General features: G+C 31.4%; 12 protein-coding genes and 2 tRNA genes. 1 reads left to right on the forward strand and 13 read right to left on the reverse strand.

Annotation, left to right across the window (positions count from 1 at the left end):
- Position 1 precedes the first annotated feature (1 nt).
- The 13 genes from Q1A46_RS05675 to Q1A46_RS05735 all read right to left on the reverse strand — a co-directional run bounded on the left by Q1A46_RS05675 (position 2) and on the right by Q1A46_RS05735 (position 11,770).
- Entirely contained in the window at positions 2 to 994 is a 993-nt protein-coding gene (locus Q1A46_RS05675) for an SDR family oxidoreductase (protein ID WP_299675119.1), read from the reverse strand.
- 22 nt (positions 995 to 1,016) lie between these two features.
- Positions 1,017 to 1,955: a Gfo/Idh/MocA family protein gene (locus tag Q1A46_RS05680; RefSeq protein WP_299675122.1), complete on the reverse strand. Its 939-nt coding sequence runs from the start codon at positions 1,953 to 1,955 to the stop codon at positions 1,017 to 1,019.
- Between the two features lie 20 nt (positions 1,956 to 1,975).
- Entirely contained in the window at positions 1,976 to 2,560 is a 585-nt protein-coding gene (locus Q1A46_RS05685; RefSeq protein ID WP_299675125.1) for an acyltransferase, read from the reverse strand.
- 105 nt (positions 2,561 to 2,665) lie between these two features.
- Positions 2,666 to 2,740 (reverse strand) — tRNA-Val (locus Q1A46_RS05690).
- 19 nt (positions 2,741 to 2,759) lie between these two features.
- Positions 2,760 to 2,834: transfer RNA gene (locus tag Q1A46_RS05695), tRNA-Val, on the reverse strand.
- Positions 2,835 to 2,903: 69 nt separating this feature from the next.
- A complete protein-coding gene (locus Q1A46_RS05700) occupies positions 2,904 to 4,115 on the reverse strand; it encodes a folylpolyglutamate synthase/dihydrofolate synthase family protein (protein WP_299675128.1) in 1,212 nt (403 codons plus the stop codon).
- Positions 4,116 to 4,127: 12 nt separating this feature from the next.
- Positions 4,128 to 4,976, reverse strand: coding sequence for an energy transducer TonB (locus Q1A46_RS05705; RefSeq protein WP_299675131.1), 849 nt, complete (start codon positions 4,974 to 4,976; stop codon positions 4,128 to 4,130).
- A complete protein-coding gene (locus Q1A46_RS05710; protein ID WP_299675134.1) occupies positions 4,977 to 5,369 on the reverse strand; it encodes a biopolymer transporter ExbD in 393 nt (130 codons plus the stop codon).
- On the reverse strand, positions 5,369 to 6,058 hold the full coding sequence (locus tag Q1A46_RS05715; RefSeq protein ID WP_299675137.1) for a MotA/TolQ/ExbB proton channel family protein: 690 nt from the start codon (positions 6,056 to 6,058) through the stop codon (positions 5,369 to 5,371). Before Q1A46_RS05715 ends, Q1A46_RS05710 begins: the two co-directional genes overlap by 1 nt.
- 231 nt (positions 6,059 to 6,289) lie before the next feature.
- Positions 6,290 to 7,393 (reverse strand): ParA family protein, encoded by a 1,104-nt coding sequence (locus Q1A46_RS05720; RefSeq protein ID WP_306420507.1) that lies wholly within the window; start codon positions 7,391 to 7,393, stop codon positions 6,290 to 6,292.
- 263 nt (positions 7,394 to 7,656) lie between these two features.
- The gene (gene nhaB, locus Q1A46_RS05725; protein WP_299675140.1) at positions 7,657 to 9,150 is read right to left on the reverse strand and encodes a sodium/proton antiporter NhaB; all 1,494 of its coding nucleotides are present in this window, start codon (positions 9,148 to 9,150) and stop codon (positions 7,657 to 7,659) included.
- A 16-nt stretch (positions 9,151 to 9,166) separates the two neighbouring features.
- Positions 9,167 to 10,393, reverse strand: coding sequence for a Glu/Leu/Phe/Val dehydrogenase dimerization domain-containing protein (locus Q1A46_RS05730; protein WP_299675143.1), 1,227 nt, complete (start codon positions 10,391 to 10,393; stop codon positions 9,167 to 9,169).
- Positions 10,394 to 10,708: 315 nt separating this feature from the next.
- Complete coding sequence (locus Q1A46_RS05735) at positions 10,709 to 11,770, reverse strand: anhydro-N-acetylmuramic acid kinase (protein WP_299675146.1); 1,062 nt, start codon at positions 11,768 to 11,770, stop codon at positions 10,709 to 10,711.
- 94 nt (positions 11,771 to 11,864) lie between these two features.
- Between Q1A46_RS05735 and Q1A46_RS05740 the strand changes: the two genes are divergently transcribed.
- Positions 11,865 to 13,007: an acyl-CoA dehydrogenase gene (locus tag Q1A46_RS05740; protein WP_299675149.1), complete on the forward strand. Its 1,143-nt coding sequence runs from the start codon at positions 11,865 to 11,867 to the stop codon at positions 13,005 to 13,007.
- Positions 13,008 to 13,077 lie beyond the last annotated feature (70 nt).

Here is a 13,077-nt window from a genome sequence, read left to right on the forward strand (position 1 = left end):
TTTATAAATTTTCCCAATACCATTTTACAGATTCTTTTAACCCCTCTTGAAGCGAGAACTTTGGATCATAACCTAACAACTCTCGACCTTTATCTATATTCGCCAAAGAATGAGGGATATCTCCCTGCCTATTAGGACCATGTTTTACTTCTACATTCTCGATTGACTTATCAAAAACTGACAAATACTCTTTTAAATACCCTACTAGATCAAGTAATGTATTCCTCTCTCCAAAAGCTACATTATAAACTGTATTTACAGCTTCTTGTTTATTTGAAACTAGAGATAAAAGATTTGCTTCTATAACGTTATCAATATAAGTAAAATCTCTAGAGTAAGAACCATCCCCATTAATAACAGGAGATTCATTATCCATCAATAATTTAACAAACTTAGGTATTACAGCAGCATAAGCTCCATTAGGATCTTGTCTTCTTCCGAAGACATTAAAATACCTTAAACCAATAGTTTCTATACCATATGTTTTTGAAAAAACATCAGCATACAATTCATTCACATATTTTGTGATCGCATAAGGAGATAATGGTTTACCTATTTTATCTTCAACTTTAGGTAAAGCTTCAGAGTCACCATAAGTGGATGAACTAGCCGCATAAACAAAACGCTTAACACCTGCATCCCTAGAAGCCACTAACATATTTAAAAAACCCCCTACATTTACATCATTAGAAGTAATAGGATCTTTTATCGATCTTGGAACCGAACCTAAAGCCGCTTGATGCAAAACATAATCGACTCCTTTTACAGCTTTATTACAATCTTCTAAATTTCTAATATCTCCTTCTATGAGCGTAAATTTAGTATGGCTTAATAAGTGCTCTATATTACTTTTTTTACCTGTTGCAAAATTATCTAGACAAACTACTTCGTTATCTAATTCAATAAGTTTATCACACAAGTTAGAACCTATAAAACCTGCTCCACCAGTAACTAATATTTTTTTATTTTGAATTGTACTTGAATTTATTTCCAAAACTATATTAATTTAATTCTCTTTATTTACACAAATAAGGATGTTTAAATCCTTTATTTATAATTTTCGTATTTCTGATATTATAAACGGTTTCTATTGAAGCTCTAGCTTCTTGCAAAGAAAACCCTCTCCCTCTTAAAATCTCCTGATATGTTTTAGTATGAAGATCTGTAAACCCATCACTAAACTCAAGCTCCTCTCCATCAACAACAATAGACCTATAAGTTCTCTTCCCTGTTGTAATGATTTCATTTGACAAATCACCTTCATCAATAGATAAAAACCATCTTACCCTTGCATTTTCGAGTTCCAAGTAACCACTAGCTTTATTAAACTCTCTTAAATACACATGGCTTTCTTGCTCTTTACCAAAAATCCAAGTTAACATATCAAAAAAATGTATTCCGATGTTGGTAATTATTCCTCCTGATTTACTTTCATCTCCTTTCCAGGAAATTCCATACCAATTTCCTCTAGAAGTTATATAAGTTAGATCTATTTCGTATTTACTCGTCTTTTTTTGATTTATAATTTTATTCTTAAGTGCTATTACACTAGAATGCAATCTTAATTGTAAAACAGCATTAATACTATTCTCTCCCTCAGCCTCAATAGCCTCTAAAGCGTCAATATTCCATGGATTTAACACTAAAGGTTTTTCACATATAGCATCAGCCCCTCTTCTCAAAGCCATTCTAATATGCGAATCATGAAGATAATTCGGAGTACATACACTCACATAATCTAATTGAACGTTTTCTTGTCTCTTTAATCTTTCTATATAACGATCAAACCTTTCAAACTCAACAAAAAAATTTGATTTAGGAAAATAACTATCTAAAATACCAACACTATCATTTTTATCTAATGACGCTACTAGATTATTTCCTGTATCTTTAATTGCTCTTAAATGCCTTTCTGCAATATAACCAGCAACACCTATAACTGCAAAGTTTTTCATTTAGCTTCTATTCGCAAACATTAATTTACCTTCTCGACATTTTCATTAATCAATCTATACAATTGACCGCTTTCTTTACAAACAGCCAATCCCTCTTCATTAAATTCTAACTTATGACCGTATTCGCTTACCCAACCAATCTGATTCGAAGGATTACCAACCACCAACGCAAAAGGCTTTATATTTTTTGTCACCACAGTTCCTGCCCCTACAAATGCATATTCTCCTATAGTATTCCCACAAATTATTGTTGCATTCGCACCAATTGTCGCTCCTTTCCTCACCAAAGTTTCTTTGAACTCTGATTTTCTATTTATTGCACTCCTTGGGTTAACTACATTGGTAAAAACCATAGAAGGGCCAAGAAAAACATCATCTTCACAAACAACTCCTGTATATATAGAAACGTTATTTTGAACTTTCACATTATTTCCTAGAATCACTTTTGGTGAAACAACTACATTTTGTCCTAAATTACAAAACTCTCCGATTTTACTATCAGACATAACATGTGAGAAATGCCAAATTTTAGTCCCCTTTCCTATCTGAGAACCCTGATCAATTACAGCAGTTTCGTGAGCAAAATAATCTATTGAATTTTTCAAGAAAATTAAAACCGTTTGTTTGAATTAACAAACCTACAAAAAGCATATTTAATTCAGGGTAAGAAAACAAAAAACCTCAATCTATATAGATTGAGGTTTTACTTGTGGGCGAAGAGGGATTCGAACCCCCGACCCCTTGGGTGTAAACCAAGTGCTCTGAACCAACTGAGCTATTCGCCCTAATAACTTTTAGGTTTTGTGGGCGCGAAGGGATTCGAACCCCTGACCCCTTGGGTGTAAACCAAGTGCTCTGAACCAACTGAGCTACGCGCCCTAAATCGTTATTGCGGGTGCAAATATAACACTGTTTTTCATAATAGCAATGTTTTTTTTCATTTTTTTACTATAAAATTTCTGCCACAGTAAAAGTACTTCCACCTACATATATCAAATCTTTAACTGAAGACAAAATAAGAGACTCATTGTAAGCACTTTGAACAGAATTAAAAACCTCCCCTTCTAAATTATATTTTTTCGCTTCTTCACTTAATTTTTTTTCTGAAAGTCCTCTTGGAATATTCGGTTTACAAAAATAATATGTTGCTTGAGTAGGAAACATTGGTAAAATCTCTTCTAAATTTTTATCTGAAACAACTCCTAAAACAATATGTAATGTTCCATAATCTTCTTCTTGGAGTTGTTTTAACACATATTGAAGACCTTCTTTATTATGTGCAGTATCACAAATCACTTTTGGAGACTCTTGTAAAACCTGCCATCTTCCTTTTAGATTTGTGTTACAAACTACATTACTTAACCCTTTTTGTATATGTTCTTCATTTACTCTAAAACTAGAAAGTTTAGTAATTGCTGTAACTGCTGTTTTTATATTTTTCTTCTGATACGAACCTAGTAAATCGGTTTCAAAACTAATTCCTTTATTATCTGAAGCAAATACAATTTCAGAAGATAACTCTTGTACTTTATTGATAAAAACATTTTCTGTATCTTCATCTCGCTCTCCAATAACCACAGGAATTCCTTTTTTTATGATTCCTGCTTTCTCTACAGCTATTTTTTGAACAGTATCTCCTAAAATTTGCACATGATCTAATCCTATATTAGTTATTACAGAAACTTCAGGAGTTATAATATTTGTAGAATCTAAACGCCCACCTAGTCCAACTTCAACAACAGCAATATCAACATTTTCTTCAGAAAAATATTCGAAAGCCATTCCTACTGTCATTTCAAAAAAAGACAATTGATTTTCTTCAAAAAAACTTTTGTTCTTTGTTATAAAATCAACAACATTATGTTCTTGAATCTCTTTCCCGTTAATTCTAATTCTTTCAGTAAAACTTTTTAAATGAGGTGAAGTATATAATCCAACTTTATAACCCGCTTCCTGTAAAATTGAAGCAATCATGTGACTAGTAGATCCTTTTCCATTAGTTCCTCCTACATGAATCGACTTAAACTTATTTTCTGGATTACCTAAATGATTAGACAATTTAATAATGTTAGATAAATCTTCTTTATAGGCAGTTTTTCCCTGACTCTGATACATTGGTAATTGATTAAACATCCAATTTACCGTTTCTTCGTATGTCATATTAATTATAAACTACTTTGATAATGAGAATTTGTAAATAATGGTTCCTCTTTGTTTATTTGGAGCATTCCCATCTGGGTTCCATTTTGTTTTTAACGCTGCTTCTTTAGCTGCTTTAAATAAACATGGGGCAGAATTAGTTGTTCCTCTTGCTCCAGGTGAAGCTTTGATTACACTTCCATCTTTATTAACTTCTATACTTACCACTACAGTACCTTCTTCTTCACAATCTGGTTTTTGCACGGGTTTAGACAAAGCTTTTCTTCCTGTTAAATTATAATTACCTCCAGAACCTCCTTCAGCTTCTCCATAATATTTATTAGAATCAGGATCACCTTTTTTATCACCTTTTACTCCATTTTGAGCATCGTCTCCTTCTCCTTTTTTCACTTCTCCATCTGGTGAACTTCCTTTTAATAAACTATTTAAAGCATCTTTTGCAGCTTTAGATGGTTTTGGCTTTGGCTTCTCTTTAGTTTTTTCTTCTTTAACCTCCTTAACTTCTTTAACAGGTTCCTTTTTTTCTTCATTTTTTTCTACAACAGGAACGTCTTCTTTAGTTGTATCATCTGTTATTACCTCTTCAGCGACTTCTTCTTTAGGTTGCTCTTCAACTTTTTCGATTTGCTCTTCAACCTCTTCCTCTTGAACTTCTTCAGTTTTAGGTTGCGTAGCTTTTACTTTTTGAACAGGCTCTCCACTTCCAACATTAGAATCTCCATAATTAATAGACACTCCATATTCCACAGGAGGATCCATATAACACATACCAAAACCATACATCATTAGAAGTATTAATAGTAAAAGTATCGCTGTAATTATAGCTGACTTTCTTTTATGTATTGTATCAAATACTCGCATTTATCTTCCTTTAACAGCTAAGATCATCTTCAATTTATTCCTGTTTGCAATATCAATTACCTGCATTACATTTTTATATGGAACATTTTGATCTCCTCTGATTACAACCGTTTTTTCTTTATTTACACCTACTTTATTTAACAATTCTTGTTCCAAACTGTTTGAAGAAACTTTTGATTTATCTATATAAAAATCTGAATCTTTTGTAATAGTAACTGCTACTGAAGTTTGGTTTTCTGTTTTTCCACCTGCTTTTGGCAATAATACATCTATAGCACTTACAGTTACTAATGTAGACGTTAACATAAAAAATATTAACAGTAGAAAAACTATGTCTGTCATAGAAGACATATTAAAGTTTGGGTTTACTTTATTTCTTCCTCTTAAATTCATTACACTGGCTCATTTAATAAATCTAAAAACTCTACAGACTTAGCCTCCATTTGATACACAACTTTATCTGTTCTTACAACCAAATGATTATATGCTATATAAGCAACAATACCAACTATTAAACCTGCTACTGTAGTTGTCATGGCTGTATATAAACCATCTGATAACATTTTAATATCTATCTGACCTCCAGAATTTGCAATCTCATGTATTGCCACAATCATACCTATTACGGTTCCTAAGAAACCAATCATTGGAGCCGCACCAGCAATTGTTGCTAATACAGATACATTTTTTTCTAATTTATATACTTCTAACTTCCCTGCATTTTCGATTGCTGTATTAATATCATCTAAAGGTTTTCCTATTCTTGAAATCCCTTTTCCGACTAATCTAGAAGATGGTGTGTTTGTACTTTCGCATAATGCTTTAGCTGAATCTAGATTTCCATTTAAAACAAAATCTCTAATCTGATTCATGAAATTACTGTCTTCTTGAGAAGCTGATTTTATAGCAAAAAAACGTTCAAAATAAATATAAAGCGCAACGCCTAACAAGACAAAAAGAATGGCTATTATAATTTGACCTCCTAGTCCTCCATCTTTTATTAACTGAATAATTGATAATGTTTTTTCTTGTGATGCTTCTTCTAATACTTGCTCAGCAGCTTCCTGAATAAATAATAACATATACTATTCTTACTTTTTTAAATATTTAAACGAATTGTTTGTTTGAAAATTTCAACATAGGAACCTAAAAGTAAACGTATTATCTTTTTTTTAACTTTTGAAAAGAAAAACGACAGCAACTTTACACTTTTAAATCCACTTAATTTCAGTTATACAATCTCATGTACAACATAAACAAATATATTCATTATAGATTGAATAATATGCTGTCTCTTATGATGAAATTAAAATTTAACGACTAAACCATTTCGTTGTATAGTGAGATACTGTACCATTATCGAAATGTATATGAAGATACTTCTTCTTAAAAAGATTCGAATTATTAATTTTGTACACCCAAGTATTACCAAAGTGATTTTTATAGCATGAACCCATAATCTTTTCAACGGTTTTCTTACTTAGACTTAGTAAATCATCAAAATTATTTAAAAAAGAAAATGATTGATGCTCACATGAGTTTTTAAAACTATCTAAAATTTTCTCATATAAAACATCACTTCTAGTTTCCTCGGAAGAAACACCTCCAAACGTTCTTGAATTAAACGTTGTTTCTACTTCATGATTTATAACTACCTCTTCTTTAACATCTTTATTTCTCACTAAAATCTCACTCGCTAACTGTAAATAACATTGTGCTCCTACGCAAGTAGCATCAAACTCAATAACACTTTGACCAAAACTTGGTGCTTGAGTAATTTTAGAATTACGTTCTATCAACGTATTAAAAACAAGATCCTTGAAATAGCTACGTACATAATCAACAACCTTATTAGAAAGATTTAATCGTTTATCATACATTGTAAGTAAAAAACCTTCTATATGTAACTTTTCGTTCATTTTCTTTTGTACAAAACGTACAGTTTTCAAAAACTTATGTAAACCCTCTAATGCATAGTAATCACATTGAACAGGAATAAGAACGGCATCTGAAGTAGCTAATATTTCTAAGTTTTTCGCTTTAAAAAAAGGGACACAATCAATTAGAATATAATCGTAAGAATGTTTTATTTTATGTAATGCTTTTTGAAATTTTGATACTACGGAAGGCTTCTCAAAAAAGTTTAAATCTTCAAAAAAAGGAAATAAACAAACATTTGGAGCGTTTGTTTTTATGATGTTATTTTTAATAACTGATGTAAAATCCATATACTCGAGAGCTGGATTATTAAGTTGATCTGCTCCAAAACCAAAAGATACAGAAGCATTAGCTTGAGGATCTGTGTCAATTATCAAGACTTTTTTTTCTAAAACACCAAGTGCCGCAGACAAATTAACACAGGTTGTAGTTTTTCCTACGCCTCCTTTTTGGTTACAAATAGAAATTATTTTTCCCATGTTGAGTTGTTGATCTAAAAAAACTAAGCTAAAAAGAAATAGAATTTTATATAGTATTCAACAAAATGAGATTTTCCACATCAATTTTGAAGAGTTGAAAAAGGGGAGCACTTTATAAAACAAAACCTACCAATACTTATAAAAAGTAATGATAAACAATTCATTTTTAACTAAAACGTATTTAAAGGATTATATCTCATAAAGCTAAAAAAAAATCCTGAATTTAAAAAATTCAGGATTTTCTACAAATAATACTATTTTTCTTACAGCATAACCTTTACTAAAACATAACCTAATACACCTAAAACGATAGTATAAGGAAGTGCCATTTTCACCATCTTTCCGTAAGATAAATTAATCAACGGCGCTAAAGAAGATGTTAGTAAGAATAAGAAAGCTGCTTGTCCGTTTGGAGTAGCTACACTTGGTAAATTTGTTCCTGTATTAATTGCTACAGCTAATTTTTCGAAATGCTCTCTAGTGATTGCACCACTTTTAAAGGCATTTTCTACTTCTCCAATATATACTGTTGCTACAAAGACATTATCACTTATCGCTGATAAGAATCCGTTAGCGATATAAAATAATCCTGGTTGAGTTGCTGGATCTTGATCTAAAGCCCATTTAATAATTGGACTAAATAAATGCTGATCGTGAATCATTGCTACAATTACAAAGAATACTACTAGTAAACCTGTAAAAGGCAAAGCTTCTTCAAAAGCATGTCCTAATTTATGCTCATCGATAATTCCCATAAAAGCAGTTTGAACTATAATTAATGCTAACCCAATAAAACCTACTGGTGCAATATGTAAAGCCAAACCAGCTATTAATAAAATTGCAGAAACACCTTGAACAATTAAACCATATTTTTCACCATCTGTTCTCTTATTATCTTCTTCTACAGTGTAGCTTTCAATAATTTCTGCTGCAACTTTAGGTAGTTTTGCTCCAAAACCAAACCAACCTGTAGTTTCGAGTACAACTGTAGTTAACAAACCTGCCAATAACACAGGAATTGTTATAGGCGCCATTTGTATGAAAAAGTCTACAAAATTCCATCCTAATCTTTCTCCGATCAATAAATTCTGAGGCTCACCAACTAAAGTACAAACTCCTCCAAGAGCAGTACCAACAACACCGTGCATAATTAAACTTCTTAGGAAACTTCTAAATTGCTCTAATGTATCTCCACTTAATTCTTTTCTGTCTAATGTTCCATCTTTATCATAATCTGCCGAACTCGATGCAATCCTGTGGTAAACACCATAAAAACCTACAGCTACACTAATTAATACAGCAGTTACAGTTAAAGCATCTAAAAACGCTGATAATACTGCCGCTAGAAACACAAATAATAATGACAGAATTAACTTTGATTTAATTTTTGTAAACACCTTACTAAAAATATACATTAGTAAAGGCTTCATAAAGTAAATACCTGCCACCATAAACACTAAAAGCAAAACCACTTCTAAGTTTTGATCAACTTCATGATACGCACTTTTGGGTGTAGTTAAACCTAAAGCTAAGGCTTGTATTGCTAGCAACCCTCCTGATTGTAGAGGATAACATTTTAATGCCATTGCTAAAGTAAAAATGAATTCACCTATAAAAAGCCAAGCCACAATACTGTGCGCTAGATGATCTTCCATAAAAATTGGCAATAGGAAATACAAAACAGTATTTAAGACTAAAAAACCTACCATGGTTAATTTGAACCACTTTGGGCTATTTCCTAAAAAGTATTTTAACATAATTGTACTTATTTGATTAAATTAATTCCTTTAAGGCGATTTCAAACGCCGTTTCGCTAATATTTGTTTTAGAGGAATTATTAGCGTGTGCTTTTTCTAAAGCTTTTTTAATTATTTCTGATGTATCGTTAAAAATTGACTCATCGTCCATTGCAACTCTTTTTTCCATAAAGTAAGCAAACACTCTTGCCATTCCACAGTTTGAAATAAAATCTGGAATTAAACTTACTTTCTTGTCTGTATTCTCCATTATTGGTCCGAAGAAAATTTCTTTATCTGCAAACGGAACATTTGCACCACATGAAATAACTTCTAAACCAGTATTAATCATTTGATCAATTTGTTTTTGAGTAATTAATCTTGAAGCCGCACAAGGAGCAAAAATCTCACAAGGTAAATTCCATACTCTTGCATTCATTTCTTCAAAAGGAATCATGTTTTCAGCTACTAAAGTATTTCCATCTTTATTCAAGAATAATTCTTTAATTTCTTCAAACGTAAAACCTTCTTCATTAATTACACCTCCAGCTCTATCAATAATTCCAACTACTTTAGCTCCCATTTGTGCTAAATAATATGCCGCAGCTGATCCTACATTACCGAAGCCTTGTACTACAGCTCTCTTTCCTTGTATATCTCCTCCGTAAATATCATAATAATGCTTTACAGCTTCAGCTACACCGTAACCTGTAATCATATCAGCAACAGTATATTTCTTTGTGATATCTGGAGAGAAATCTTCACTTTCAATAACTTTAATTACACCGTGGCGTAACTGACCAATTCTATTGATTTTATCTGCTTCTGTTGGTTTAAAATGACCATTAAAAACTCCTTCTTGTGGGTGCCAAACACCACAATCTTCTGTAATAGGAATTACTTCGTGAATTTCATCTACATTTAAATCGCCACCTGTTCCGTAATAATTCTTTAATAATGGCGCTACAGCTTTATACCATCTTCTTAACACACCTTCTTTTCTAGGATCTCTAGGATCGAAGTTTATACCAGATTTTGCTCCTCCAATTGCTGGGCCAGAAACTGTAAATTTCACTTCCATTGTTTTAGCAAGTGACATTACTTCGTATTTATCTAATCCTTGGCGCATTCTTGTTCCTCCTCCTGCAGCTCCTCCTCTTAAAGAGTTAATTACAGTCCATCCTTCTGCTTCTGTCTCAGGATCTTTCCAGTTAAAAACTATTTCTGGTTGCTTTTCTTCGTATTTTTTTAATAATTCTTTCATGATTTAAATAATTAATAAGATTGTTGTTTGTTAAAGTTTCTTTTGTTCTATTATTAAATCATGTAAGCTAAAGTTGTGTCATCGTATTCTTTTTAAATTTTAGTTTAACTTATCTCGCAAACTTACCAAAAAAATAGATTTTTTTTAGCACAAATCTTTACACATTATTTATAAAAATATTCTAGTTATTAACACTTTCTAAAATAATTTTATCAAGTATTAAATACGGCAGCAATTTACTAAGGAAACTTTTAATACAAAAGTAGTTTCCATAGTTTCTTGCTCTTTTAACATTTTTTTAAACTGAAGAAAATTTCAATTAATTGGGAAAACAACACCCGAAGAGTGATCTTCACTCGCGCCAGTAACTGATTTTAAACAATTTACCTCTCCATTTAACTTTAACAAACCTAAAAAAGCAAAAATGAGTGCCTCCTTATATTCAATCAAGTTTTTTGATGCTAAGTGAATTTTTGTTTGTGTGATATTTTCAATTTCTTGAATTAAAAAAGTATTGTAAACACCTCCGCCTGTTATTAATACTCTATTTGAACTCTTAATAACTTTACTTATTTGTATCGCACTATGCTTTACAAATGTTTTTAAAATTGTAGGAATATCTTTTTCTAAATCATCGATTAATGGAAAAACTTTTTCTTGGACCCATTCTAAACCTAAAGATTTTGGCGGTATTTTTTTATAAAAGTCTAAAGCATTTAGTTTATTTAATAAATCTGAGTTTATTTTACCTTTTGATGCTATTTTACCATTATTATCATAATCGAAACCTAATTTTCTTACATAAAAATTAAGTACGATATTAACAGGACAAATATCAAAAGCTATTCTCTCTTTATCATTTTCAAAAGAAACATTTGCAAAACCACCTAAGTTCACACAAAAGTCATATTCATTAAATAGTAATTTGTCTCCAATAGGTACCAAAGGAGCGCCTTGTCCTCCTAGATTAACATCTTGTGTTCTAAAATCGTAAACGACCTGTATATTTGTTTCTTCAGCTATTTTTTCACCATTCCCAATCTGTAATGTTATTCCTTTATCTGGTTGATGAAAAACTGTATGACCGTGAGAAGCTATAAAATCTACAGTTTCAATATTAAACTTTTCTATAAATTCGTTTACACATTTCCCTAAGTAAACTCCATAATCATCATTAACTTCTTGAAGTTTTTTTTTATTTAATCTTATAGCATTTGACAAAATAGATTTCAAATTAGTATTGTATGCCTTAGTTTCAGCATGTATAATTTGAAAATCTTTGTAATCGAAGTTATTGAATTTCACATAAACTAAATCCAAACCGTCTAAGGAAGTCCCCGACATTAATCCTATTGCGTATCTAAACTCATTCTGCATAAGGTAAAAATATAAAAGCTATTGAAAAAATAATATTAAAAAGGTATCTTTGGGCTCGTTTTATACAAATTTAATATAACTATAACGATTTAGTATGGATTTTAATCTTACAGAGGAGCATTTAATGATTCGAGACGCAGCTCGTGATTTTGCTCAAAATGAATTATTACCAGGTGTTATTGAAAGAGATGAAAAACAACAATTTCCTGATGAATTAGTGAGAAAAATGGGTGAACTTGGCTTCATGGGAGTTATGGTTGATCCAAAATACGGAGGTAGTGGAATGGATACTATTTCTTATGTATTAATTATGGAAGAATTATCTAAAATAGATGCTTCTGCTTCTGTAATGGTTTCTGTTAATAATTCACTTGTTTGTTATGGTTTAGAAGCTTATGGTACTGAAGAACAAAAACAAAAATATTTAACAAAACTAGCTACTGGTGAACAAATTGGTGCTTTTTGTTTAAGTGAACCTGAAGCAGGTTCTGATGCTACTTCACAAGCAACAACTGCTGAAGATAAAGGTGATTATTATTTATTAAATGGAACTAAAAACTGGATTACTAACGGTGGACGTTCTGATGTGTATTTAGTGATCGCTCAAACTGATAGAGCTAAAGGTCACAGAGGAATTAATGCTTTTATCGTTGAAAAAGGTATGGAAGGTTTCCATATTGGTCCTAAAGAAGATAAATTAGGAATTCGTGGTTCTGATACACATACTTTACAATTTAACGATGTAAAAGTTCCTAAAGAAAATAGAATTGGAGAAGATGGTTTCGGATTTAAATTCGCTATGAAAACTTTATCTGGTGGACGTATCGGAATTGCTGCTCAAGCTTTAGGTATTGCTTCTGGTGCTTATGAATTAGCTTTAAAATATTCTAAAGAGCGTAAAGCTTTTGGTACAGAAATTTGTAACCACCAAGCTATCGCTTTTAAATTAGCTGATATGTACACCGAAATTACTGCTGCTCGTCATTTAGTTATGCAAGCTGCTTGTGATAAAGATAACGGTAGTGATTATACTCGTTCTGGAGCGATGGCTAAGTTATATGCTTCTAAAGTAGCAATGGAGCAAACTGTTGAAGCTGTTCAAATTCACGGTGGAAATGGATTCGTAAAAGAATACCATGTAGAGCGTTTAATGCGTGATGCGAAAATTACTCAGATTTATGAAGGAACTTCTGAAATTCAAAAGATTGTAATTTCTAGAAGTTTAATTAAAGAATAATATTCTTATATAAATTTACCTGAAAAAGCCTGTTCTTTATGAGCAGGCTTTTTTTTATTTTAGTAAATAA

It is taken from the genome of uncultured Tenacibaculum sp. (genome assembly GCF_947502995.1).
Taxonomy (GTDB): domain Bacteria; phylum Bacteroidota; class Bacteroidia; order Flavobacteriales; family Flavobacteriaceae; genus Polaribacter.

Excerpts from the sequence above, each read along its gene's own strand:
- Q1A46_RS05710 (WP_299675134.1), bottom strand. The coding sequence starts at position 5,369 with ATGAATTTAAGAGGAAGAAATAAAGTAAACCCAAACTTTAATATGTCT.
- Q1A46_RS05705 (WP_299675131.1), bottom strand. The coding sequence starts at position 4,976 with ATGCGAGTATTTGATACAATACATAAAAGAAAGTCAGCTATAATTACA.
- Q1A46_RS05700 (WP_299675128.1), bottom strand. The coding sequence starts at position 4,115 with ATGACATACGAAGAAACGGTAAATTGGATGTTTAATCAATTACCAATG.
- Q1A46_RS05680 (WP_299675122.1), bottom strand. The coding sequence starts at position 1,955 with ATGAAAAACTTTGCAGTTATAGGTGTTGCTGGTTATATTGCAGAAAGG.
- nhaB (WP_299675140.1), bottom strand. The coding sequence starts at position 9,150 with ATGTTAAAATACTTTTTAGGAAATAGCCCAAAGTGGTTCAAATTAACC.
- Q1A46_RS05730 (WP_299675143.1), bottom strand. The coding sequence starts at position 10,393 with ATGAAAGAATTATTAAAAAAATACGAAGAAAAGCAACCAGAAATAGTT.
- Q1A46_RS05735 (WP_299675146.1), bottom strand. The coding sequence starts at position 11,770 with ATGCAGAATGAGTTTAGATACGCAATAGGATTAATGTCGGGGACTTCC.
- Q1A46_RS05740 (WP_299675149.1), top strand. The coding sequence starts at position 11,865 with ATGGATTTTAATCTTACAGAGGAGCATTTAATGATTCGAGACGCAGCT.
- Q1A46_RS05715 (WP_299675137.1), bottom strand. The coding sequence starts at position 6,058 with ATGTTATTATTTATTCAGGAAGCTGCTGAGCAAGTATTAGAAGAAGCA.
- Q1A46_RS05720 (WP_306420507.1), bottom strand. The coding sequence starts at position 7,393 with ATGGGAAAAATAATTTCTATTTGTAACCAAAAAGGAGGCGTAGGAAAA.